This is a genomic window from Mammaliicoccus sp. A-M4 (assembly GCF_022386955.1).
In the GTDB taxonomy this organism is placed as follows: Bacteria; Bacillota; Bacilli; order Staphylococcales; family Staphylococcaceae; genus Mammaliicoccus; species Mammaliicoccus lentus.
Window position 1 is genome coordinate 141,049 of record NZ_JAJNHH010000004.1, and the last position, 24,960, is coordinate 166,008.

Consider the following 24,960-nt stretch of genomic DNA (forward strand, 5'->3'; position numbering starts at 1 on the left):
AAACGTTTAATCATTAATTTCGTCTTTATTTTTTTAATAGGGTCCATTACATCTTACTTTGGCTATAACCTAAAAACAGATCATTCATTCTTAATATTATCGATTGCCGGGTTAACAATAGGTTACTCAATACTTATTCCTATTAAACTATTAGCTGAATATTTAAGTGATAAAGAATAAAATATATACCAGTATAATAATAAGAGCGTTGCATCTTAGGATACAACGTTCTTATTTTTTCTTTTTATTTAATTACTTATTCTTATTATCAGCTCAAATACCTTTTCTAATAGTAATAATTTATTAATAAAATTTTTGTTACAAAACTGTAAATTATTTGTAATATACAAATAATAACAATATTTGGTAAATGTGTTATTATATTAAAAAAACAAAGAGGTGTTTATATGAAAAGTTTCAAAAAAGTAATGATTTCTCTAGTTGTTGGCAATATCGTTATAACTCCCTTTATTACTTCTAATGTAGATGCTATGGAGCCACCTTCATTTAAAGTTGGCGGTAGAAAAGATTATCAAGAAATTCAAGGTACTCATTTAATGGTGAATGTTACTGGGGTGGATAAGAAAGGTAACGAAATTCTTGTTCCTGGCTTTATAGAATTCCCTTTAACACCTGGTGAAGTATTAACAAAAAAAGATATTTTAAATTATGTTCAAATTGCAATAGATGCAAAGGCTGCAGATGAATATCGAGTGGTAAATTTAGCGCCTAATTCGAAAATTGAGGTATCATATAATAATAACAAGTCTGATATATTTCCTATAACAGATAAAGGATTTGTTATTCCTGATTTAACTAAGCATATAGAAAATCCTAGTTTCAAATTGATTACTAACGTAGTTTTAGAAGAAAAATCTTCAACTGATAATAATCAAGTATTTAGTAAATCCACAGAAGTTTCGATAGAGCATTTTGTAAAATTTTTAAAACGCGATAATGAATCAAATATATTATTACCTATCAATACAGGAAGAATCACAAATTTAAAAGAAAAACATCATGTTGGAGATAAAATTACTGAAAATGACTTATTAAAAGCTGCTGAACTAGAGTTTAAAAAGACTAAAGAATATAAAGAAGGTTATCGAATAGTTAAAAGATTAAATGCTAATGTTATAGAAAATGGTGTCAGTTCTAGAATTCTATATGATTTTCAAGATAATAAACCATTTAATTATACAATATCAGGTAAAAGACAACCTGCTAAATTACATACAGATGGTTTGTCAGATACTTATTACATTTCTAAAAATGGAGACGATTATCCATTAAATTAATAGATTTAAGAAAGTGGGACTACGAAACCTTATAGAAAATTACGGTTTCTACCCCACTTCTTTAATACTTTTCTATTTCTTCTGCTAAATTTTTATCTAGATCACTTTCAGTATTATTAAGATGTATGACAATGTTCTCTTTATCCGTTTCACTACGATTTTGACTTAACTTATATGCAGCTTCTAATTTATCTACTTTTACTTTGAAACCCACTATACCTTTTATTTGTTTTTTTGTCTGATCAGATAAATTTTCCCATGTTGCCCCACCTCTATGTTCACTTTCATACTTATCCAACAAAACTTTTAAATCTTCTTTTAACTGGTGTTCATTTAACAAGACACTTTTCCCATAAACATGTATGCTTTGGTAATCCCATGTCGGTACATCCTCAGTTTCATACCATGTTGATGATATGTATCCATGTGGCCCGTGGAATATAATGAGTACATCCGCGTTATTGTCCATTGTTCTCCATTGCTTATTGCCTCTAGCAAAATGCCCAGATATAAATAAAGCATCATCATGCTCATTAATAATTACTGGTAAATGTGTTGCAATAGGTTTTAATTCATCAACAGTAACTACAGTCGCAAAATTATATTTAGTCATAAAATTTTTAATTTCTTGATAATCTTTCATTTGATAATGTTTTGGTATGTACATCTGAATGCTCCCCTTTACAGCTCAATTAAATACATATTTTACACTTAATTTTAAATACCCTATTCAACTATTGTCAAAGCTTTTAATACAAATAAATAATCTATGCTACACTTTAGAGTATAAATTTAAAATATTGATAATATCAAATGATGAAAAGGGGTATGTAGATGAATAAATTAGGAACTTTGTATTTTTTTACAGGTAAAATGGGAGCTGGAAAATCAACTACAGCAAAAAAATTAGAAATTAATAAAAACGCTATTTTATTATCTGAAGATGATTGGTTATCTCAACTTTATCCAAATGAAATAACAACATTTGATGACTACTTAAAATATTCAAAATTAATAAAGCCTTTATTAAAAGAACACATACAACGTATTTTAAAAGTTGGCAGCAATGTAGTATTAGACTTTCCAGGAAACACAAAAGCACAAAGAAGCTGGTTACTCAGTATAGCGACTGAAATAAAGGCAAATCATGAATTAATATTTCTTAATATAGATGACGAGAAATGTTTAGAAAGAATAAAAAAGAGAAGTATTGAAGAACCTTCAAGAAAGAATTTTGATACAAAAGAAACGTTTGAATACGTAACTAGCTTTTTCGAAGAACCACTTCTCTCAGAAGGATTAAATATAAACGAAATAAAAGGGAGCGGGACAGAAATCTAGTTGTATTTAATAAGATTTCTTAGCCCTACCGCGAAGAGCGACTAGTATTGAAAAAAGCTTGATATAAGCGTATTTTTAGTCTGTTCAACTACTGCCATAACAAAATAGAGTCTGGAACAATTGTTTATGTTCCAGACTGTTCAACTTCTAAAGATAAAATCTTTTTCTTGTTTTCACTCAAAATATCAAACTTATCTTTTGAATTTTTATCCGAAGTAAAAACATCAAAAGAATCATTATAAATGCCCTTAGCAGTATCAGTATTCTCTTTTGAAGTACTTGAATAAATTGTACCAATTTCCTCTAATAAATCAGCACTTTTTTTATAATAAACTAAATCTTCTTTATTAGCTTCAATTTCAATAAGCGCATCTCTAATACCGTATCGTAGCGCACAGTATAAAGCTATAGCTGATACAAATATGTATACAAAAACCACTTGATACCCTCCCCTTTTAAGCCTGCAAAATAACCTTGCATTATCAAAGTTTTAGATCAAACTAAATTGCTAATATAGTAACACTTATAATGTTATCACAGATATCTAGTACATATTAATAAGTTAAACTTTATGTTTAATTTTTATCTATAACGATTACTTTAGTAAATTAATATCGTTTTATAGTATAATATACTTAAATGTAAAAATATGGATATATAAACTATGAAAGGAGAAAGTACTATGAGCGATTACATTACTAAAGAAACTTTTGAACAAATGGAAAAAAGAATAGATGATAAATTTGAGCATTTATCCGATAAAATAGATGATTTATCTAAGATTATGGAAAATAATATGAAGCTCATGGAAAGTAATGTGAAATATCAAATCTCTGAAATGAAAAATATACAATTCAAATGGTTCATTGGGACAATGATAGCTATTGCTGGTGTAGCTGGAAAAGTTTTTGGATTGTATTGATTATGTGTTTTTTATGAGAGTTATAAAATTAATAAATTATAATGACGAAAGGAGAAATCAGTATGAGCGATTACATTACTAAAGAAACTTTTGAACAAATGGAAAAAAGTATAGATGATAAATTTGGGCATTTATCCGATAAAATAGATGATTTACCAAAAATCATGGAAAATAATATGAAATATCAAATTTCTGAAATAAAAAATATACAATTCAAATGGTTCATTGGCACAATGATAGCTATTGCTGGTGTAGCTGGAAAAGTTTTTGGGTTGTATTGATCGTTTATTTCTTTTTTAATTCCTTCTAAAGAATAGCTATTATTCCAGTTAATCAATAATTAACAAAAAGTTATTTATCTAACATCTAGGAAGAGATAAAGCAGTATTGTTGATGCTATAATTTTAATTGAGTAAAAGAGCCTTACATTTTTGTGACACCTCTCGAGCCTTGAATTGTTATGGAAATGAGGTGGTAGCATGGATATTAATATTAACATCAACTTTGATTTTACTGTCGTAATAACGTGGTCAGTTAGTATAGCATTTACTATTGTATATGCCCTATATCGTGCTATTAAAGGAAAGCAAAAAATAAGCTAAAAAGGTTCGTTTGGTAATCACAACCATACTTGTGAGCCTTTACTCAATGGATAGTCGTCAAGTTACGTGGGCTTGATGGTAATTTTTATCACACCCTCCAAAATAATACTGTGACTCTTTGAAGTGTGAATTTCTTAAATTTAATAAAATAACAAATTCATAGCAATTTACAAAATTATTATAATCAATTATACTATTAATAATTAAATAGATGTGCTGCTATTATCCCCGGGTAAAAGCATTTAAAGCACCGAAAATTTATTCCATTAGGGCCTGTTTTACAGGAGGAATAAATTTTCGGTGCTTTTTATTTACTTCTATTTAAAACTTTAAGGAGTGGTTTCTATTGGTAAAAATAAAATCTTTAGATAGTGAATCTTTAAAACTGTTACTATCTATTAATGACATTATTCAAATTGTCGAAAATGTATACAAAAGTAAAGCGTGCAATTCAACTATGACATGGCCAACTATATTTTATGAATTTCAAAAAGGAAAAGCAGATATGGATATTAAATCTGGATATATTCAAAATGAAAATATTTTTGGTCACAAAACAGCAAGTTGGTTTCAAGAAAATGAGGTTAATGGATTACCAACTCTAAATGGTTTAATAACTATTTATAATGCAAAAAATGGTATACCAATTGGGATTACTGGCGCTGAATATATAACTGGTATAAGAACAGGTGCTTCAAGTGCTGTTACTATAAAGCATTTAGCAAATAAAACTTCTGAGGATTTACTAATTATTGGTTCAGGTAATCAAGCATTATTTCAAATAGCATCAGCTGTTACAGTATTACCTAATTTAAAAAACATAAGAGTATACAGTAGAAATATTGAAAAAACAAAACTTTTAACATCAAATTTAAAAAAGAATTTAAAAGAAAACTTTAATATTTTTATCGATGATATTGAAATAATCAATGTAATTAATTTAAGAGAAAACGTAGAAAGTAGTGATGTAATAATTACAATCACACCATCTAAAGAACCATTAATCAAAAAAGAGTGGATTAAAAAAGGTACTCATATTAGTTGCGTGGGTGCTGATATGCCAGATAAACAAGAGATTGATCCACAGATACTAAAAATCGCTAAGGTATATGTAGATGACTTAGAACATTGCATAAAATCCGGTGAAATAGAAAAAGCTATAAAAAAAGGTACAATAACTGCCAAAAATATTTATGGTACTGTCGGAGAAGTAATTATAGATAATATACGAGGGAGAACAAGTCAAGATGATATAACTGTTGTTGATCTAACAGGAATGGCTTTACTAGATATCGGAACTGCTTATCACGCACTTAAATTAGCCAATCAAAATAACATTGGGACAACAATAAATATTTAATAAAGGAGAGAAACATTTATGACATTTAATTTTCAAGACACAAAAGATGCCTATAATCGTATTAAAAGCTATACAGTAAAAACACCTTTAGAAGAGTCTTTTTACTTAGGAGATGATAATAAAAAATATTTTTTTAAATTAGAAAGTTTTCAAAAAGTAAAGAGTTTTAAAATTAGAGGAGCGCTCAATAAGATGCTTACTTTAAATAATGAAGAAAAAAAGTCTGGTGTAGCAACAATTTCTTCTGGTAACCATGGAAGCTCAGTAAGTTATGCAGCAAAATTATTAGGAATAAGAAACGTGAAAATTATTGTTCCGGAATCTACACCACAAAGCAAAATTGATAAAATTGAATACTTTGGTGGAGAAGCCATTCTATTGGGCAAAAATTATGATGAAGCAAATTCATTAGGGATGAATTATATACTAGAAAATAATTTAACTTATATAGACGCTTACTATGATGACCCATATATATATGGTGGTCAAGGTACTATAGGTATTGAAATTTTGGAACAAAACCCTGATATAGATACAATTGTTGTACCTATTGGTGGTGGTGGTTTAATTACAGGTATAGCTGTAGCTGCAAAACATATTAAACCAGATATTAAGAATATTGGTGTACAAACCGAAGCATGTCCTGCAATGATTAAGTCCTACCAACACAATACATTTTATGAAGAATACCCTAATACAGATACTCTTTGTGATTCTCTCATAGGTGGAATAGGAAAACTTAGTTATAAATTAGCAAAAGATTATGTTGATGAATTTTTAATAGTATCTGAAAATGGCATTGCTAAAGCGGTAAGTTTTATGGCTAAACAAGAAAAGTTTATTGCTGAAGCTGGTAGTTGTACTACAATCGCTGCAGTTAACGAATACCCAGAAAAAATTTCAGGAAAAAATATTGCATTAGTTATATCTGGCGGTAATATTGATGGTGAAATTTTAACAAATATTTTACGTAATCACTAATTTTAAAACGACTACCCTTTTTTTCATTACAAACCACAAAAAATCCTACAACCATTTTGGCTGTAGGATTTTTAATTTAATAATTATTATTTTGCGTATTCAGTTGCTCTCATCTCCCGGACAACTGTCACTTTAATATGCCCTGGATATTGTAATTCACTTTCTATTTGGTCTTTAATACCTTTTGCTATTCTATGTGCTTTTAAGTCATCAATATCTTCAGGTGATACTATTACTCTAATTTCTCTACCTGCTTGAATCGCATATGCTTTTTCAACACCGTCATAGTCTTCAGATATTTCTTCTAATCTCTCTAGTCGTTTAACATAGTTTTCTAATGTCTCACGTCTAGCTCCTGGTCTAGCAGCGCTTAATGCGTCTGCAGCAGCTACGAGTATAGAGATGACTGATGTCGGTTCTACATCCCCATGATGTGAGTGTATTGCATTTATGACTGTATCATGTTCATGATATTTCTTAGCAAGTTCTACCCCTATTTCAACATGGCTGCCTTCAACTTCATGATCGATAGCTTTACCAATATCATGTAATAAACCTGCACGTTTCGCTAATGTTTCATCTTCACCTAATTCAGCTGCTAACATTCCTGAAAGTTGTGCAACTTCTATAGAGTGTTTCAGAACACTTTGACCGTAGCTTGTACGATATTTCATTCTTCCTAATATCTTAACTAATTCTGGATGTAAGTTATGAATACCTAATTCAAAGGTAGCTTGTTCTCCTGATTCTCTCATCAAGTCATCTACTTCTCTTCTTGCTTTTTCAACCATATCTTCAATTCGACCTGGATGTATACGTCCATCAGATACTAAATTAGTTAAGGCTGTCTTAGCAATTTCTCTTCGAATTGGGTCAAAACCAGATAATATTACTGCTTCTGGTGTATCGTCTATAATCAAATCTACTCCTGTTAATGTTTCTAAAGTACGTATATTTCGACCTTCACGACCGATGATACGTCCTTTCATTTCATCGTTTGGTAAATTCACGACTGATACTGTTGATTCTGAAGTATGATCTGCCGCTAATCTTTGTACTGTAGTAGCTAACAGTTCTTTTGCTTTCTTATCAACATTTGATTTAAGTTCACGTTCTTTTTCCTTTACAAGTACGGCAATATCATGTGACAGTTCTTCTTCGACTTTTGAAAATTGCTCTTTACGAGCTTCTTCGCGTGTCAATCCGGAGATGCGTTCTAGTTCTTGTTCATGTTTCGTTATTATGTCTTGAACATTACTCTCTTTTGCATCTACCTGTTGTTGTCGCTCTTCAATTTTAGCTTCTTTGTTTTCTAGAATTTCATCTTTTTTGTCTAAAAGATCAGATTTGCGCTCTAAATTTTCTTCTTTTTGAAGTAATCTTGATTCTTGTTTTTGTAGGTCACTTCTTCTCTCTCGAATTTCACTATCAAGATGATCTCTAATTTGTTGATTTTCTTCTTTTGCTTCTAGCAATTTCTCTTTCTTTAGGCTCTCAGCTTCTTTGTTCGCTTCACTTAAAATATAGTGAGCTGACTGACGAGCTTGATCTTGCTTTTTCGTTAAGCTATTTTGTGCGAAAAAGTATCCTACAACAACACCTAGAATAACTCCTAGCAAAATGAGTAAGAGGGTTAATAAGTCCACATAAACACCTCCTTCTATCTAGGTTTTTACGTCTTATATATACAAAAATATGATTAAATGAAACTATGGAATCATACAACTCAATTGTACGTTTAAATTTGTACAAGTGTCAAGGACATCACCTTTATTTTTCATATGATTTCAATAAAAAAGCGTTCTATAAATCATCTCATTACAAGTGATTTATAGAACGCTAATAAAAGTTATTGATCTAGCAATGTTTCTTGCTCAGGATTTTCTTCTTTTTTATCTTTCTTATCTTTTTTAGCTTCTTCTTTAGGTTTACCATTAAAACCTAATTCATTTCTAAGAATAGAATCAATTTCTTCAATGATAGCTGGGTTTTCTTTCAAGTATGTTTTAACATTTTCTTTACCTTGTCCCATTCTTTCACCATTATAAGAATACCAAGCACCTGATTTATCGACGATTTCATATTCAACAGCTAAATCGATTAATTCGCCTTCACGTGAAATACCTTCACCGTACATAATATCAACTTCTGCTACTCTAAATGGTGGTGCCACTTTGTTCTTAACAACTTTAATCTTAGTACGGTTACCTACAACTTCTTGACCTTGTTTCAATTGTTCGGCTCTACGCACTTCTAAACGAACAGAACTATAGAATTTAAGTGCACGACCACCAGGTGTAACTTCAGGGTTACCGAACATAACGCCTACTTTTTCACGGATTTGGTTGATAAATATTGCAGTTGTATTTGATTTAGATATTGCAGCTGATAATTTACGTAAAGCTTGGCTCATTAGACGAGCTTGTAAACCAACGTGTGTATCGCCCATTTCGCCTTCAATTTCAGCCTTAGGTGTAAGAGCAGCTACAGAGTCAACGATAATAATATCAACAGCACCACTTCTTACGAATGCTTCAGCAATCTCTAGTCCTTGTTCCCCGTGGTCAGGTTGTGATAAATAAAGGTTATCTATATCTACGCCTAAATTCTTAGCATAAACTGGGTCTAAAGCATGCTCAGCATCGATAAACGCAGCTACGCCTCCTTGACGTTGAGCTTCTGCAATAGCATGAAGCGCAACAGTTGTCTTACCAGAACTTTCTGGTCCATATATTTCAATAATACGTCCTTTAGGATATCCACCTACTCCTAAAGCTTTATCTAATGTAATAGATCCACTGGACACAGCTGAAACTTCTCTACTTGTGTTATCCCCAAGTTTCATAACTGCCCCTTTACCAAAGGATTTTTCCATATTCTTAATTACTGTATCGAGTGCTTTCTGACGTTGTTCGTTCACGCGATAACCTCCTATATATATAAAATGAGTTTACTTGTTTAATTAGCTATCATTTACTATAAATCTTTTTCTCTTAAAATGCAAGTATAAAGCGAATATTTGTTCGTGTTTTTATGTGTGTTTTCTTAATAAATGCGAACATAAGTGCCACTTTTATGAATTTATGCTTGTTCTCTTAAAAAATTCAAAAATTCAATAAGCGCTATATTACTGATTCTATCACGTTTCCCAGCATAAGATTGACTCAGTCTAGAATTAAATTTTTTGTGTTTTTGCACATCTGAAATATAGACCATCGATTCTTCATCTTGTTCCAATAATATTAAGACAGTATCTACATTAAATCTTTCTTTTAATTTAAAAGCAATGTTCTCAACATTATCTTGCTTAGAAATATTTAATAGTTGATCAATACTTTCTTCTTGTATGACATAACCTTTTAAGTATTTTTCACTTTTATCATTTAATTTCAACCTTGATAACAGTATACCATCTGTAATACCATCGTATACTAAAAAGGGCTTATCTGTATGTGAAAAAACAGCTTCTTCCATCGTAGTATCATCACTACCGTAATAATATGAACCTATTCGATTTAAAATTTCTTCTTTTACTGGATTTATTAATTCCAAAGCTTCCTGTTTAGTATTTGAATTTGCTGTGATTCTTAGGGAAACTTCATGTGAACCAGCTAGTGGTGCAATTGTCGGATTAGTTTGGTTGTCAATTAAGTCCATACACTCTGTTTCAAGTCTTGATTCTCCGATACCAGCAAATTTTAATGATTCAGAATGAATAACACGTTCCTCATTTAAAAAATAAGGTACAAGATATTGTGTTACCATTGGCTTTAATTCTCTAGGTGGTCCAGGTAATAACACGATTTTTTTATCTTCATGTTCAACATACATACCTGGAGCCATACCAACATCATTTTTTAACACTTTGCTTCCTTCAATAACTAGCGCTTGCTGTTTATTATTTGGTGTCATCGGTCTATTTTCATTCTTAAAATATTGCTCAATAAATTCCATCGCTTCTTTATTTGTTTCTAAACCTCTTCCTAACACATTAGCTACTGTTTGTTTCGTTAAGTCATCTTTAGTAGGACCTAAACCACCTGTTAAAATGACCACGTCATGTGCCGCCAATTCTTCTTGTATTGCACGCTCAAGCCTAGAAGGGTTATCTCCTACTGCTACGTGTCTCATTATACTAGCACCAAGTTCATTAAACGTTTTTGATATAAACTGAGCATTAGTATTTGCAATCTGACCTAATAAAATTTCTGTTCCTACACTAAGTATACTTACTTTCATTTTATTCCTCCTAAAGAAAGTGAAAAGGACATCAATCTCTTGTTCTCATAAGATTTCGTTGCCCCATCATAGCAAAGATAACAAGAATTAAATGAGTTTAGCATAAACAATCTTCAATTCAGTTAACTACTGCCAATATAACAAAAGAGCCTGAGACATTGAATATGTCCCGGACTCTTTACAAGATATAACTATTTTGAGCCTTTAAACACATCTCTACCATGGTAAAAGTATTCAATACCAGATAAGATTGTAAAGAATGTTCCTATGTACAATAACCATTGACCTAAATTAATTTGCCATAACATAGAAAATGGTTCTTGTAATAAAATAAATACGAGTGCCACCATCGTAACGGCAGTTTTGATTTTACCTAATTGCCCAGCTGCACTTACAAATCCTTGTTCTATTTGTAAAAGTCTTAAACCAGTAACGGCAAATTCTCTTGCTATAATAATAATAGCTATAACTGAAGAAACTTTGTCTAATTCCACTAGCGCTATTAATGCACTTGCAACTAATAATTTGTCAGCTAATGGATCTAAAAATTTCCCCATATTAGTAACGAGTTGCCACTTTCTTGCCAAGTAACCATCAAACCAATCAGTAGCAGATGCTATTATAAAAATAATAGCGGCGATAAATTGTTCAATTCTCATTTCTTGTCCAAATAAGAAATCCATCTTACCCATATTAAAATCTACAAGTAAGAAAAGTACAAAAACAGGTATTAATATAACACGTAATACCGTCAATTGGTTAGGAATATTCATATGCTTTCTCCTTCTTTACTATCAATCCCATAATAATACTATTATAAATCAATCATACTGAGAATTAAACGATTATTATCAACAATATCCATAAGATAAGTAATAGGCCAAAAAATGTAACCATTTGAATGATTAATTTAGAAACCATATTATTTTCTGATATTTCTGACTGGCTTCTTTTTTCTTGTGTAAGCTGGCGAAATGCTTCTTTTGCAGATGGTGCTGATTTAGGTAATTCACTTTGATGTTTATCTATTAATTCTTTAGGACTCATATTAATAGATGAAGCATATTTTGTAATAAAGCCTCTCGTATAATCTGGATTTGGTAAATTTTCAAAATCATTTTTTTCTATCATGACTAGAAATTGACGTTGAATTTTGGTCTTTTCTTCTAATTCAACTAACGTCATACCAAGTTGCTCTCTTTTATTTCGTAAAATCTCGCCAATATTTTTCAAACTTTTTCCACCTCTACAAGATTATTCAAAGAATCCAAATCCATCACCAAATCCCATACTATCATTTGAAAATAAATCATTTTTATTTAATTGTTCATATGTAATTTCTTGATCTTCAGTTTCTCTCAACTCAATAATATAGTCAAAGTCTTCTAAACTATATTCAGAACGCTGTACAAATAGATCAGGGTGTTCTACGACTTTAATTGTCGGTAGACTCATCACTTCTCTCACGAGTTGTTTATGTTTTTCGTCGGTTTGTTTTGAAGTGACAGCACCATCAATAATATAAACGTTTTTATCGCTATATTCACCTTTAAGCAATGAACTTCTTACAGTTTGTTTGATTAAAGTAGAACTGATAAACAACCATTTTTTATGTGCACACACACTTGCTGCAACAACTGATTCTGTTTTACCAACACGTGGCATACCTCTTACACCAATTAATTTATGTCTATCTTCTTTAAATAACTCAGCCATAAAATCAACTAGCAAACCTAAATCTTTTCTTTCAAAACGAAATGTTTTTTTATCATCTATATCACGTTTAATATATCGCCCATGCCTTACTGCTAATCTATCTCTTAAACCAGGAGTTCGTAATTTTTTTATTGTAATGTCATCAATTTCTTTTACGATGTTCTCAAAGCGTTTTACTTTATCCATATCATCTGTCTTTATAAGTAATCCACGCCTACCTTGATCTACACCATTAATAGTAATAATGTTAATGCCTAATATACCTAGTAAACTAGAAATATCACCTAACAACCCTGCTCTGTTTACTTGAATATCATATTCTAAATACCATTCTTTTTTAATGACTTCTCCCATAATATCCACCCCAATATTAAGTATACCATCCACCGTTAATACGAAGTACTTGTCCTGTCACACTTTGAGATAACGGGTCCAATAAATAAGCTACACATGAACTAATCTCTTTAGTAGTGATAAATCGATTTTGTGGTATATCTTCTTTTAATTGTATTTGTGTCATTTCATCTAGTTCATTTGTCATTTTACCATGAACGACACCTGGAGTTATAGCGTTAACTGTAATGGATGTTAAAGCTAATTCTTTTGCAAGAGATTTTATAAATCCAAGTTGCGCAGCTTTCATGGTAGAATAAATCGTTTCATAGCTAGCACCTGTTTCTCCCCAGATTGATGAGATGACTATGATGCGTCCATTATCACTTTGCCTTAAACGATCCACTAATGCTTGTACAACTTTTATTAAATTATAAACATTTATCAAATATTGTCCATCAATATCCTCGTCAGACATATCTTGAATGGCGCCAAATAATGATTGACCAGCAACATAAATTAAATGGTCAATATGATTAATTTCATCCAGTTCACGAAATGTTATTTTTTCTGTAAGATCTAATTTCAAAAATGAAACTGGTTGATGTTTATAGCGCGATTTTAATGTTTCTATATCTGCATTATTATAATGTAATATAACTTCATCGCCTCGTGCTAGGCATTCATCAACTATTGAAAGACCTATATCACCGCTTCCTCCAATAATTAATGATTTAGCCATTATCTTTCACCAAACGACTTTCTACGACATTATCAAAATTAATAAGCGATTTTAATGTATGGTGTACGCTATCAACTGTGATTGACTCTAAAATATCTATTAATCTGAAAAGTTCTACCCCTTCAAAATAAAATTTTGTATACTGATTAGCAATATATTCAGGTGAATTTAAACTCGATACAATTTCACCTAATGTTTGTTTTCTTAATCTATTTAATTCTGATACATCGAAACCATTTTCTATATAACTTTGTAATTCTTCAAATATTGCTGACTTAAATTGCTCATGTTTGTCTGTAGAAACAGCTAATATCAAGTAACTATAAGTAGCTTCATTAGCAAATTGGTAACCGAAAGTATCATCAATCACATCTTGCTCAAGTAGTTTTTGATAAAAGTCTGTTTGTTCACCGAACATTAAATCTAAAGCGAGCATCATTTCAATATCATTTTTAACTCTTATTTCATCAGAAATACTGTTAGGTTTGAATTTAAATGCAACCATTGATTTTTCATGAACAATCTCCATTTTTGTTTCTACATACTCTTGGTGTACTGATTCTGGTTCGTTAAATGGTTGACGTTCTATAGGAGGCATTTCACTTAATTCTCTTGTTGCTTCATGTTCCCTTACTAATTCAATTGTTTCTTCAGGGTCTACATCACCCACAACAATTAATACCATATTAGCAGGATGGTAAAATGTTTCATAAGATAAATATAAATCATCTGCTGTTATTTTATATATACTTTCAACTGATCCAGCAATATCAATTTGAACCGGATGTTTATGGTACAAAGCGCCTAATGTTTGAAACATCAACTTATAATTTGGTTGTTCTTGGTACATTTTGATTTCTTCAGCAATAATACCTTTTTCTTTTTCTACAGTTTGTTCTGTAAAATATGGGCTTTCAATCATTTTTAGTAATCTAATAATATTGTCGTGAACATGGTCAGTAGCGCTAAATAAATAGCTTGTTCGATCAAATGTTGTAAATGCATTTACTTGTGCGTCGTTTTCAGCAAAACTTGTAAATACATCTCCTTCTTCTTTTTCAAATAATTTATGTTCTAGAAAATGGGCAACACCATCAGGAACCGTTGCATATTCTGTTTCTCCATGTGGTTTAAAAGTATGGTCTAACGAACCAAATTTAGTTGTATATGTAACAAAAGTTTTATAAAAACCTTTTTTAGGAATAACGACTACTTTTAATCCATTTTCTAAAGTTTCTTCAAATACTGTCTCATCTATTTGTTCATAGTATTTATTCGTCATCTTTTTCACCTTCAGTCAGTATATATATCGTATCTAATTGTCCTTGTTGTGAAATGTTCATAATATCTTTTTTAGTTATAGAATTTATTTCTTTAATCCATTCTTCATAATCATATACGGATTGATATCTTGCATGCATATGCAATAAATCAACCATTTGTCTTTGTTTATCGAACATTTCTTGTGCATTTGATATAAGAACTTTCTTGGCTAGTTCTAACTTGTTGTCTTCAAAGTGGCCCTCTTGTAAATCTTTATAAATATTTAATATCGTTTCTTTAGCCACTTGTACTTTATCTTTAGATATGCCACCAACTATATATAAGAAACCATTTCTCGCATCAATTTGTGAATGTATAGAATATGCTAAACTTTGTTTTTCTCTTACTTCACTAAACAATATAGAAGACGCATCGCCACCCAATAACATGTTTAATACTAAGAAAGAATAGTATTCTTTAGAATGGAATGTAATAGGGAAACGGTACCCCATGTTTAACTTCGCTTGATCAATTTCAGTATAATCAGTAATTTCTTTAACTTGATCAATATGTTTTATTGCAGATGTTTCAATTTCCATTTTATTATTATGTTCAAAAGTAAAATATTTTTTGCATAAAGATTTAACTTCTTCTAAGTCAACGTTCCCAATAACATAAGTTGAAATTGCGTTTTCTTCAAGCAAGTCTTGATATGTTTGTACTAAATTTTGTGCATTAATACTGTCTATATCTTCTAAATGGCCCGTTGCTAAAAATCTATATGGTTCATTTTCAAACATATGATTTAAAAATTGCAGGAATGCACGTTGAGATTTATTTTCTTCAATCGCAGTTAATTTTTTCTTTAGTAAAAATTTTTCTTGTTCTGTATATTTTTCATTAAATTGATTGCTTTCTATGTATGGATTAAATATAACTTCATGTAATAATTGTACAGCTTTTTCTAATAATGAAAACTCACTATTCAAATACTTTTCATTTACGATTTCTATACCTATCGTCATGATATGATTGTGCGCTTGTTTATTCACATAACTAAATAAATGTGCACCGTATAAATCTGCTAACAAGTTATTCATTTCTTTATCAGTTTGATATTTCTTCGTTACTCTAGTTAATAATTTACTTAATATAGACCTCGAAGTGATTGTTTCGCTATCTAGTGGCGCAACAAATTTAAAGACAATTGTTGTTGTTTTAAATTTCTTTGTTGGTATCACATAAACGTCGTTAGATGCTAATTGTATATGTTCAGTTGTTATCATTTTTGATACCTCTCTTTTTTTATGTATAGATATACAGAAACAAAGCAACAATTGTTACTTTGTTTCTGTGTAATATAATGATTATATCCTATTTCGTTTGATTCGAAACTTAACAAGACTACTTTTGAAGTAATTTAATGAATAAAGAACAGGTCTTTCTTGTTCATCGTAATGAATTTGAGTAAGTAACATCATAGCATCATCAGGATGAGAATTTAATATTTCACTAATGTAAGGCTCATAGCTAATAGATTCTATCGATGTATCAGCACGAGTGATTTTATATTCTATTTTATTCTCTATTGCGGATAATAGAGATAAATTAGAATGATAGTCACTACATGGAAATAGATCTGCAGAAATTTTATCTAAGCAATATACAACTGGTTCTCCATCAGCTGTCCTCAATCTTTCTATGACAGAAATGATAGCATCATCTTCTAAATTCAATACTTCTTTTTCAGTTATAGTCGTTACTTCTTCATCAAGACTAATGAATTCTGTACCAGCTTTCTGGCCGTTTTTCTCTATCATATTGGTAATACTTACAAGTTCATCTAAAGGATAATAAAATGGTTGTCTTGGTTTCACTATCGTACCTTCTCCAGATTTTTGGGACAATATTTGCTCTGTTACAAGTTCATGAATAGCCTTTTCTATTTCTTCATATTCAATATCTAATGTTCTTTTTAACTCGAATTCCGTTGGTATAACTTCTCCCGGTTCTAGTTCACCTTTTTGAATTTTATCTAATAGCCAGTTTTTCACAAAATTAGTCGTTTCACTTGTAGACATAATATCCCCCTATTCATCTTGATAAATATCGACCAAAACTTGTCTAGGTTTACTACCTGATTGTGGCCCTATTACGCCATTTCCTTCTAAATCATCCATTAATCTAGATGCCCTATTGTAACCTATTCTAAATCGTCTTTGTAATAAACTAGCACTTGCTTTTTGTTCTTCAACAACAAATAAATAAGCTTCTTTATACAATTCATCTTCGCTTTCCATTTCCCCTGATTCACTAGGTTCGTCCGGTTCCATCTCTTTAACGTAGTTAGCTGTTTGCTCACCAATTACATGTTGAACAACATTTTCAACTTCTCCATCCGAGAGGAAAGCACCTTGAATTCTTGTCGGTTTAGAAGAATCTCTTGATAAGAATAGCATATCACCTTTACCAAGTAATTTTTCAGCACCACCACCATCTAAAATCGTTCTAGAATCTGTCGCTGAACTTACAGCAAATGCAATTCTAGATGGTATATTCGCCTTAATACTACCTGTTATTACATCAACAGAAGGTCTTTGTGTTGCAATAATTAAATGTATGCCTGCTGCCCTAGCAAGTTGTGCTAATCTCATGATTGATGACTCAACATCTTTACCTGCCACCATCATTAAGTCAGCTAATTCATCTACAATCACTACTATATAAGGTAGTTGTGCTTGTTTCTCTTCTAACTCCATGTTACTTCTTTCAATGTACTCGTTATAACCCTCTATATTTCTTGCTCCAACATGTTGGAATAAGTCATATCGTTTTTCCATTTCAGATACTACTTTTTGCAGAGCTTGGTTTGCCTTTTGAGGGTTGGTTACTACTGGCGTTAATAAATGAGGAGCACCATTATATACATTTAACTCAACCATCTTCGGATCAATTAGCATAAGTTTAACTTCATGTGGTTTAGCATTCATAAGAATACTCGTTATAATTCCGTTAATGCATACCGATTTACCACTACCTGTAGCACCTGCCACAAGTAAATGTGGAAGTTTATTAAGTTCAGCTGTAATAGGTTCACCAGAAATATCCCTACCCAATGCTACTTCTAATTTATTAGTTGTGGACTTCATCTCATTTAATACTTCTTTCAATGTAACCATAGAAATATGTTCATTTGGCACTTCTATTCCCACTGCTGATTTACCTGGAATAGGTGCTTCAATTCTAATATCTTTAGCTGCAAGATTAAGGGCAATATCATTGCTCAAGTTCACAATTTTATTTACTTTAACGCCTTGAGCAGGCTGCACTTCATATTGGGTAACAGCTGGACCAATTCTTATTTGTGTAACTTTAGCATCGACATTAAAGTTTCTTAATGTCGCTTCAAGTAATTTCCCTTTCTCTTGAACAGTTTTCTTAGACACTGTTTGAGATTTAGGTGGATCATTTAAAATACTAAGCGGAGGTAATTTATAATTTAAATTCTCTGTTTCGTCTATAGTAGATTCATTTGTTTCCTCTGCTGGTTCTTCTTGTTTAATTTCTGATTTAGGAACTGATTTTTTCTTAAGTTGCTGTTTTTCAGTTGATTCAAAAATTGGAATATCATCATAGGATGTTTCTTGATTTTTTGTTTCTTCTTTTGTTGTTTCTGGTGGATTATCCATTTTAATTTCTTTCATATCTGAAACATCTTTGATTTTTTCTTGTTTACGTTTTTCTTTTTCTTGTTTTTTAATTTGAGATTTTTCTTCTCTTTTACGTTCTAAGTTAACCATTTTTGATTTTGTTTTACTTTGTACATTTTCAAATAATGATTTTGTTATATCTCTATGTTTTTTGTTAAATATAAGAATCATACTTGATACTAAAATTAACAATGTAATTAAACCATAACCAAATACTGAAACGAGTTTACTTACCACATTAAATACGTGATAACCTATGAAACCACCACCATTAAAGTACATGGCATTACTTTCTAAAGCTGAGTATGTTTCACTTAATGACGTTTTAAATGAATCAAATGACTTATCTTTGAAATATAAAATCATTTGGAATAACAACAATAGTCCAATTTGAAATATGAATAAGCCAGTTAAACGTCTTGTAAACTTCACTTTATCATTTAATGTAATCAATAGTGAAACAATCACGATTAATATATATGTAAAATATTTGGAATAGCCGAATAAAAAGTGGAAGAAACTATCAACCATCAACCCGATAAAACCTAATTGAAAAGCGCCTAACACTATTAAAAACAGCACAAGTACTTCTATGACATACTTTAACGTGTTATCTTTTTGCTTCTTTTTACCTCGCGTTGTTTTTCTTTTACGCGTTGTTGGCTTTTTCTTTTGTACCATTATACGAATAGCCTCCTTATCAATAATGCAAAAAATAAGCCCAATATTGGGCTTATTTGACTGTAAAATTCTTCAACAAAATATTAGATTTCAGAAATAATTGGAATAATCATCGGACGACGTTTCGTTTGTTCGTATAAATATTTGCCAAGTTTATCTCGCATATTTTGTTTCATTTCTGACCATTCAATTTTCTTTTGTTGTAAGCCTTCTTCTACAATTTCACGTACTTTATCTGAAGCCTCATTTAATAATTCTTCACTTTCTCTAACATAAACAAACCCTCTTGATTGGATTTCAGGTCCACCAACAATTTTTCTGTTTTTAGGGTCTAATGTTACAACAGCAATGAAAATACCATCTTCGGCTAATAAATGTCTGTCGCGTAAGACGATGTTACCTACATCACCTACACCAATACCATCAATTAATACGTTTCCAGCTGTTACTTTTTCATTAGCAATCATTTGCTTGCCATCAAAATTAACAACATCGCCTTTTTCTAGTAAGAAAATCTTCTCAGGATCCACACCAGTTTCAGCTGCTAATTTAGCGTGAGCAATTTGCATTTTAAATTCACCTTGAACTGGGACGAAATATTCTGGTTTCATCAAGTTCAGCATTAACTTTAATTCTTCCATGCAACCATGACTTGATGCATGTGTCTTTTTGTTATTTGGCATAATGTTAGCGCCAGCTTTAACAAGTTCATTCATAGTTTGACCTATAATAACTTCCATATTAGCTGAAGCAGTTGTAGAGATATACACATTATCCCCTTCAAGTATGTTTAAAATAGGGTGTCTTTGTAAAGCCATTTGTCCTAATGCTTCGATTGGTTCACCTTGCATACCTGTTGCAATAATTATCATTTCATTTTTAGGATATTTACTTACATCATGAACTGGTACTAATAAGTTTTCTGGGATATTGAAATATCCTAATTTACGTGCAACATTAAAAGAACTTTCTAAAGAACGTCCTAAGAATGAAACTTTACGATTTAATTTGCTTGCTGCATTTAATACTTGTTGAATACGTATAAAGTTTGATGCATAACAAGACACAACAATTCTACCATTAGCTTTAGCAAATTCATCTACCATATGACTTTCGATTACATTTTCAGGAACATTATAACCGGGTTTTTCAGCTTCAGTTGAATCACTAATTAAAGCGAAAACACCGTTTTGACCAATTTCAGTCATTTTAGCGATATCAGGAGCGTAAGCACCTTGTAAACTTTGGTCGAATTTAAATTCACCTGTATAAACGATTGCACCATAAGAAGTATGTATACATACTCCTAGACTATCTGGAATAGAGTGCGTCGTATTAAAGAACGTAACGTTTACGTTTTTAAATCTCATGACTGAATCTCTATTTACTGTATAATAGCGTACTTTTTTGTTAATTCTTCTTGCTTTCATATGGTCTTTAACTAAAGCTATAGTCAATCTTGACCCATATACTGGCGCATCTAATTTTTCTAGGATATAGCTTACCGCACCAATTGAATCTTCATGGCCATGTGATAAGAAGATACCTTTTAATTTGTCTTTATTCTCTAATACATATTGTATATCGGGAATTACGACATCTACACCTAACATTTCATCTTCTGGAAACATTAAGCCAGCGTCTAACATAAACATTTCTTCGTCTACTTCAACGATATACATATTTTTTGCTATTTCTCCAACACCACCAAGTGGTATGATACGAATTTTATCATTTTTCTTTTTTATTAAACTCAAAATTGTTCCTCCTAAATGTAGTCCCGTCCATAATATATTTCTTTAATCATACCATTTATATTATCGTTTATACAAGCACCTATAATCGAGTTATAGATAAATAAAATATTGATTAAACGAATTCACAAACGATTGAGGAATCAATTTATAAATATGTTATTTCTCAGTTAAAATAAATTCTGAATAAGGTGACGCTAATAATGATTTAGTTGCCTCTTTTATATCTTCTATTTCAATCATATTAATGTTCTCTTCAAACTTTTCATTTGTTATCAATTCATTGTGGAACATTAACGATCTAGCATTTCTAGTCATTTTATTTTGATTGGATTCTGAAGCCATTAAAAAGCTCGTAATAATATGACTTTTAGCATCTTCTAATTCTTCTTGTGTAATGCTATCATCTAGCAGTTTTTTCAAAACATCAGTTATTAAATCGCTTGAAGCTTTCACATTTTCTTTATCTGTACCTGCATAAATCGTCAATATACCATTATCATGATAACTTTGGAAATCTGAGTAAACATTGTAACAGAGCCCATGCTCTTCTCTTAACACTTGGAACAACTTCGAACTCATTGTTTCTCCTAAAATAGTATTAAGAATGTTTGTCGCATAATAATACTTATTATTATAACTAGGGGCTTCATAACATCTCATGAAATGTGTTTGCTCTAACTCATTTTTATAGTATGTTTTCTTCTTTTCATAAAATTGAGTGTTTCTTTTTCCGTCTTTTATTTCTATTTGCTTATCATCTTTCAATGTATCAATTACAAGTTGTTTTAATTCTTCACTGAACGCTCCTGCAATAGATACAATTAATCGATTACTTTGATAATATTTCTTATGAAAATCTTCTAAAATAGATTTGTTTATAGACTTAACACTATCAGGTTTACCTAAAATCATTCTTCCTAAAGATTGATTCTCAAAAACTTCTGATTCTAACGTGTCCATTAACCATTCTTCAGGAGTATCTTCTACCATTTTAATTTCTTCTAAAATAACTTTTTTCTCGCGCTCAATTTCCTCTTCAATAAATAAAGGATTTTTAACCATATCTAATAAAAGGTCTGTCGCTTTCCGTTCAAAACGTTTTAACGTTTTACAAAAATAACAGGTATACATTTTCGTAGTATAAGCGTTATTATATCCACCAATTTTATCAAATTCAGTCGATAGTTGTTGTCTTGTGTAATGTTTACTTCCCTTAAATAGCATATGTTCTACAAAGTGTGCGATACCTTCGGGATAATCTCCTTCATCTGCAGTCCCTGTCTTTATATATGCCCCAATACTCACAGTTTCACTGTTCGGTACCTCTTCAAAAATAATAACTGTTCCGTTATCTAAAGTTATTTGTTCTGTCATTTTTTCACCTCATAACAAAAACAGGGACAACGCATTGTCCCCATTCAATTACTTTGTATTTTATTTTTGCTCTTTATCTTCGTTCAATAATACTTTACGTGAAGCATTGACACGTCCTTGGCGGTCGATTTCAGTTACTTTTACTAAGAACTGATCTCCAATTTTAGCTACATCTTCAACTTTATTCACTCGCTCATTTGAAAATTGAGAGATATGAACAAGCGCGTCTTTACCAGGGAATATTTCAACAAATGCGCCGAATTTTTCAATTCTCTTAACAGTTGCCATGTATATTGCGCCAACTTCTGCTTCTCTAGTAATATCTTCGATAATCTTGCGTGCTCTATCGATCATTTCTTGATCTTTAGAACCTATAAATACCGTTCCATCTTGCTCGATATCTAATTTAACACCCGTTTCATCGATGATTTCATTAATTTTCTTACCACCAGGTCCAATAACATCTCTTATTTTATCTGGTTTAATATGCATTATTTCAATCTTAGGTGCATACTCGCTTAAATCTTCACGAGGTTGACCTAATGTTTCTAACATATGATTTAAGATGTGTAATCTACCAATTCTAGCTTGTTCTAAAGCTTCTTTTAAGATTTGTTCACTTAATCCATCAATTTTAATGTCCATTTGTATCGCTGTAATACCTTTTTCAGTTCCAGCAACTTTAAAGTCCATATCGCCTAAAGCATCTTCCATACCTTGTATGTCAGAAAGAATTGTATAGTTATCATCTTTAGTGATTAATCCCATCGCTATACCAGCAACTGGCGCTTTAATTGGTACACCAGCATCCATAAGTGCAAGTGTAGAGCCACAAATTGATGCTTGTGATGATGAACCATTAGATTCTAATACTTCAGATACAACTCTAATTGTATATGGGAATTCTTTTTCATCAGGAATCACTTGTAATAAAGCACGTTCACCTAGTGCACCGTGACCAATTTCACGACGACCTGGCGCTCTTACTGGACCAGTTTCACCTACAGAGAAATTAGGGAAATTATAATGATGCATATAACGTTTTTGATCTTCAGTACCTAATCCATCTATGATTTGATGTTCACCTAATGCACCTAATGTTGCTACAGAGAATGCTTGAGTTTGGCCACGTGTAAATAAACCTGAACCATGTGCTCTAGGTAATAAGCCAACTTCAGATGCTAACGGTCTAATCTCTTCAGGTTTACGTCCGTCTGGTCTTACTTTATCTTCAGTGATTAAACGACGTACTTCGTCTTTCACTAATGTATCAAGTATTTTACTAACATCTTTAAGAACTTCTTCGTTATCAGGATCTTCTTCGTTAGTAAAGTGTGCCAATACTTCATCTTTAACAGCAGTTATATTGATATCACGTTGTTGTTTTTCTTCTGTTCTAATTGCGCCGTTTAAATCTAATGCCTCGGCTTTTTGGATTACAGCTTCTTCAAGAGATTGCTCAACTTCAACAGGTTCAAATGGAGATTTCTCAGGTTGAATTTCATCAATTATAGCTTCTTGGAATTCTACTAATCTTTGAATTTCTTTATGACCAAATAAAATGCCTTCTAACATCGTTTCTTCAGATACTTCTTTTGCACCAGCTTCTACCATGTTAATAGCATCTTTATGACCTGCTACTTGTAAATCTAATAATGAAACTTCTTTAGCTTCTACGTCAGGGTTAATGACATATTCACCATCTACTAAACCAACATTAACACCTGCAATTGGTCTTTCAAATGGTATATCTGAAACAGATAATGCCATTGATGATCCAATCATTGCCGCCATTTCAGGTGAACAATTTGGGTCAACACTCATCACGATAGAAATAACTTGAACGTCATGTCTATAACCTTTTGGAAATAGTGGTCTAATTGGTCTATCAATTAAACGACTCGTTAAAGTTGCATCTTCCCCTGGTCTTCCTTCACGTTTGTTAAAACCGCCTGGTATTTTCCCAGCTGCATACATTTTTTCTTCATAATTTACCATTAATGGGAAGAAATCTACGTTTCTAGGCTCTCTAGAAGCTGTAGCAGTTGATAATACAACCGTATCCCCATATCTTACTAACACTGCACCGTTAGCTTGTTTCGCTAACTGACCTGTTTCTATTATTAATGGACTTCCTGCCCATTCTGTCTTAAAGACTTTTTTCTCTTGAGACATTTATGAATCTCCTCTCATTACAATTAATCAATTATATCATACCATTAATATGTACTCATTTTATAATTTTTTATAAAAAAATCGAAAGAAATCTGATCGATTCCCTTCGATTGGTGTTGCGATTAGCGACGTAATCCAAGTGATTTAATTAGATCACGGTAACGTTGAACGTCATTATCACGTAAGTATGTTAATAAGTGTTTACGACGACCAACCATTTTTAATAATCCACGACGTGAATGGTGATCCTTCGTGTGAGTACGTAAATGTTCGTTTAAAGCAGTGATTTCTGCTGTTAAAACTGCGATTTGTACTTCTGGAGAACCAGTATCAGTTTCATGTACGCGGTATTGTTCGATTAGTTCGTTTTTTCTTTCTTGTGAAATTGCCATTGTCAATTTCCCTCCTATTTTTGTATTCACCTTATACCTGAGCGAATCGTCGGAGTGTCGATCAGCCAAGGAAT

At 31.4% G+C, this 24,960-nt stretch carries 23 protein-coding genes; 6 read left to right on the forward strand and 17 right to left on the reverse strand.

Annotation, left to right across the window (positions count from 1 at the left end):
- Window positions 1-407 precede the first annotated feature (407 nt).
- On the forward strand, window positions 408-1,298 hold the full coding sequence (locus tag LQ682_RS14140; RefSeq protein ID WP_275583982.1) for a staphylokinase domain-containing protein: 891 nt from the start codon (window positions 408-410) through the stop codon (window positions 1,296-1,298).
- 61 nt (window positions 1,299-1,359) lie between these two features.
- Here LQ682_RS14140 and LQ682_RS05535 read toward each other — a convergent pair whose 3' ends face one another.
- The gene (locus LQ682_RS05535) at window positions 1,360-1,965 is read right to left on the reverse strand and encodes an FMN-binding negative transcriptional regulator (RefSeq protein ID WP_239723982.1); all 606 of its coding nucleotides are present in this window, start codon (window positions 1,963-1,965) and stop codon (window positions 1,360-1,362) included.
- 167 nt (window positions 1,966-2,132) lie between these two features.
- Here LQ682_RS05535 and LQ682_RS05540 point away from each other — a divergent pair, with 167 nt between their 5' ends.
- Window positions 2,133-2,639, forward strand: coding sequence for a P-loop nucleotide/nucleoside kinase family protein (locus tag LQ682_RS05540; protein WP_064204827.1), 507 nt, complete (start codon window positions 2,133-2,135; stop codon window positions 2,637-2,639).
- A 124-nt stretch (window positions 2,640-2,763) separates the two neighbouring features.
- On the opposite strand, the gene LQ682_RS05545 is transcribed toward LQ682_RS05540, so the two are convergent.
- Complete coding sequence (locus LQ682_RS05545) at window positions 2,764-3,078, reverse strand: hypothetical protein (RefSeq protein WP_239723983.1); 315 nt, start codon at window positions 3,076-3,078, stop codon at window positions 2,764-2,766.
- A 243-nt stretch (window positions 3,079-3,321) separates the two neighbouring features.
- Here LQ682_RS05545 and LQ682_RS05550 point away from each other — a divergent pair, with 243 nt between their 5' ends.
- The 4 genes from LQ682_RS05550 (at window position 3,322) to LQ682_RS05565 (ending at window position 6,504) form a co-directional block, all read left to right on the forward strand.
- Window positions 3,322-3,561: a hypothetical protein gene (locus LQ682_RS05550; protein WP_147640647.1), complete on the forward strand. Its 240-nt coding sequence runs from the start codon at window positions 3,322-3,324 to the stop codon at window positions 3,559-3,561.
- A gap of 62 nt (window positions 3,562-3,623) precedes the next feature.
- Window positions 3,624-3,842: a hypothetical protein gene (locus LQ682_RS05555; protein ID WP_239723985.1), complete on the forward strand. Its 219-nt coding sequence runs from the start codon at window positions 3,624-3,626 to the stop codon at window positions 3,840-3,842.
- A 667-nt stretch (window positions 3,843-4,509) separates the two neighbouring features.
- A complete protein-coding gene (locus LQ682_RS05560; RefSeq protein ID WP_135032271.1) occupies window positions 4,510-5,523 on the forward strand; it encodes an ornithine cyclodeaminase family protein in 1,014 nt (337 codons plus the stop codon).
- 18 nt (window positions 5,524-5,541) lie between these two features.
- Entirely contained in the window at window positions 5,542-6,504 is a 963-nt protein-coding gene (locus LQ682_RS05565; protein WP_239723987.1) for a threonine/serine dehydratase family protein, read from the forward strand.
- Window positions 6,505-6,590: 86 nt separating this feature from the next.
- Here the strand turns inward: LQ682_RS05565 and rny are convergent, their stop codons facing one another.
- The 15 genes from rny to rpsO form a co-directional block, all read right to left on the reverse strand.
- Window positions 6,591-8,150: a ribonuclease Y gene (rny, locus tag LQ682_RS05570; RefSeq protein WP_016998658.1), complete on the reverse strand. Its 1,560-nt coding sequence runs from the start codon at window positions 8,148-8,150 to the stop codon at window positions 6,591-6,593.
- Window positions 8,151-8,353: 203 nt separating this feature from the next.
- Complete coding sequence (gene recA, locus LQ682_RS05575) at window positions 8,354-9,424, reverse strand: recombinase RecA (protein ID WP_239723989.1); 1,071 nt, start codon at window positions 9,422-9,424, stop codon at window positions 8,354-8,356.
- 161 nt (window positions 9,425-9,585) lie between these two features.
- Window positions 9,586-10,743, reverse strand: a complete 1,158-nt coding sequence (locus LQ682_RS05580; RefSeq protein WP_239706451.1) for a CinA family nicotinamide mononucleotide deamidase-related protein — start codon at window positions 10,741-10,743, stop codon at window positions 9,586-9,588.
- A gap of 191 nt (window positions 10,744-10,934) precedes the next feature.
- A complete protein-coding gene (gene pgsA, locus LQ682_RS05585) occupies window positions 10,935-11,516 on the reverse strand; it encodes a CDP-diacylglycerol--glycerol-3-phosphate 3-phosphatidyltransferase (RefSeq protein ID WP_064204821.1) in 582 nt (193 codons plus the stop codon).
- Between the two features lie 64 nt (window positions 11,517-11,580).
- The gene (locus LQ682_RS05590) at window positions 11,581-11,976 is read right to left on the reverse strand and encodes a helix-turn-helix domain-containing protein (RefSeq protein WP_016998654.1); all 396 of its coding nucleotides are present in this window, start codon (window positions 11,974-11,976) and stop codon (window positions 11,581-11,583) included.
- 21 nt (window positions 11,977-11,997) lie between these two features.
- Window positions 11,998-12,813, reverse strand: coding sequence for a YmfK family protein (locus LQ682_RS05595; RefSeq protein WP_016998653.1), 816 nt, complete (start codon window positions 12,811-12,813; stop codon window positions 11,998-12,000).
- 16 nt (window positions 12,814-12,829) lie between these two features.
- The gene (gene ymfI / locus LQ682_RS05600; protein ID WP_147640643.1) at window positions 12,830-13,534 is read right to left on the reverse strand and encodes an elongation factor P 5-aminopentanone reductase; all 705 of its coding nucleotides are present in this window, start codon (window positions 13,532-13,534) and stop codon (window positions 12,830-12,832) included.
- Window positions 13,527-14,816 (reverse strand): EF-P 5-aminopentanol modification-associated protein YfmH, encoded by a 1,290-nt coding sequence (gene yfmH, locus LQ682_RS05605; protein WP_064204819.1) that lies wholly within the window; start codon window positions 14,814-14,816, stop codon window positions 13,527-13,529. The genes ymfI and yfmH overlap by 8 nt, the downstream gene beginning before the upstream one ends.
- Window positions 14,806-16,083: an EF-P 5-aminopentanol modification-associated protein YfmF gene (gene yfmF, locus LQ682_RS05610; protein ID WP_239723991.1), complete on the reverse strand. Its 1,278-nt coding sequence runs from the start codon at window positions 16,081-16,083 to the stop codon at window positions 14,806-14,808. Before yfmF ends, yfmH begins: the two co-directional genes overlap by 11 nt.
- Window positions 16,084-16,164: 81 nt before the next feature.
- Window positions 16,165-16,878: a GntR family transcriptional regulator gene (locus tag LQ682_RS05615; RefSeq protein ID WP_210618340.1), complete on the reverse strand. Its 714-nt coding sequence runs from the start codon at window positions 16,876-16,878 to the stop codon at window positions 16,165-16,167.
- Window positions 16,879-16,887: 9 nt separating this feature from the next.
- On the reverse strand, window positions 16,888-19,188 hold the full coding sequence (locus LQ682_RS05620) for a DNA translocase FtsK (RefSeq protein WP_016998648.1): 2,301 nt from the start codon (window positions 19,186-19,188) through the stop codon (window positions 16,888-16,890).
- A gap of 83 nt (window positions 19,189-19,271) precedes the next feature.
- On the reverse strand, window positions 19,272-20,945 hold the full coding sequence (rnjB, locus tag LQ682_RS05625) for a ribonuclease J2 (protein ID WP_016998647.1): 1,674 nt from the start codon (window positions 20,943-20,945) through the stop codon (window positions 19,272-19,274).
- A gap of 156 nt (window positions 20,946-21,101) precedes the next feature.
- A complete protein-coding gene (locus tag LQ682_RS05630) occupies window positions 21,102-22,319 on the reverse strand; it encodes a M16 family metallopeptidase (RefSeq protein ID WP_135020964.1) in 1,218 nt (405 codons plus the stop codon).
- A 60-nt stretch (window positions 22,320-22,379) separates the two neighbouring features.
- Window positions 22,380-24,494, reverse strand: a complete 2,115-nt coding sequence (gene pnp / locus LQ682_RS05635) for a polyribonucleotide nucleotidyltransferase (RefSeq protein WP_135031917.1) — start codon at window positions 24,492-24,494, stop codon at window positions 22,380-22,382.
- A 122-nt stretch (window positions 24,495-24,616) separates the two neighbouring features.
- Complete coding sequence (gene rpsO / locus LQ682_RS05640) at window positions 24,617-24,886, reverse strand: 30S ribosomal protein S15 (protein ID WP_016998644.1); 270 nt, start codon at window positions 24,884-24,886, stop codon at window positions 24,617-24,619.
- Window positions 24,887-24,960: the final 74 nt, after the last annotated feature.

Coding starts and splice junctions, on each gene's coding strand:
- LQ682_RS05620 (WP_016998648.1), bottom strand. CDS start 19,188: ATGGTACAAAAGAAAAAGCCAACAACGCGTAAAAGAAAAACAACGCGA.
- pgsA (WP_064204821.1), bottom strand. CDS start 11,516: ATGAATATTCCTAACCAATTGACGGTATTACGTGTTATATTAATACCT.
- LQ682_RS05555 (WP_239723985.1), top strand. CDS start 3,624: ATGAGCGATTACATTACTAAAGAAACTTTTGAACAAATGGAAAAAAGT.
- LQ682_RS05550 (WP_147640647.1), top strand. CDS start 3,322: ATGAGCGATTACATTACTAAAGAAACTTTTGAACAAATGGAAAAAAGA.
- ymfI (WP_147640643.1), bottom strand. CDS start 13,534: ATGGCTAAATCATTAATTATTGGAGGAAGCGGTGATATAGGTCTTTCA.
- LQ682_RS05535 (WP_239723982.1), bottom strand. CDS start 1,965: ATGTACATACCAAAACATTATCAAATGAAAGATTATCAAGAAATTAAA.
- yfmF (WP_239723991.1), bottom strand. CDS start 16,083: ATGATAACAACTGAACATATACAATTAGCATCTAACGACGTTTATGTG.
- yfmH (WP_064204819.1), bottom strand. CDS start 14,816: ATGACGAATAAATACTATGAACAAATAGATGAGACAGTATTTGAAGAA.
- LQ682_RS05630 (WP_135020964.1), bottom strand. CDS start 22,319: ATGACAGAACAAATAACTTTAGATAACGGAACAGTTATTATTTTTGAA.
- LQ682_RS05540 (WP_064204827.1), top strand. CDS start 2,133: ATGAATAAATTAGGAACTTTGTATTTTTTTACAGGTAAAATGGGAGCT.
- LQ682_RS05595 (WP_016998653.1), bottom strand. CDS start 12,813: ATGGGAGAAGTCATTAAAAAAGAATGGTATTTAGAATATGATATTCAA.
- LQ682_RS14140 (WP_275583982.1), top strand. CDS start 408: ATGAAAAGTTTCAAAAAAGTAATGATTTCTCTAGTTGTTGGCAATATC.
- LQ682_RS05615 (WP_210618340.1), bottom strand. CDS start 16,878: ATGTCTACAAGTGAAACGACTAATTTTGTGAAAAACTGGCTATTAGAT.
- pnp (WP_135031917.1), bottom strand. CDS start 24,494: ATGTCTCAAGAGAAAAAAGTCTTTAAGACAGAATGGGCAGGAAGTCCA.
- LQ682_RS05580 (WP_239706451.1), bottom strand. CDS start 10,743: ATGAAAGTAAGTATACTTAGTGTAGGAACAGAAATTTTATTAGGTCAG.
- rpsO (WP_016998644.1), bottom strand. CDS start 24,886: ATGGCAATTTCACAAGAAAGAAAAAACGAACTAATCGAACAATACCGC.
- LQ682_RS05565 (WP_239723987.1), top strand. CDS start 5,542: ATGACATTTAATTTTCAAGACACAAAAGATGCCTATAATCGTATTAAA.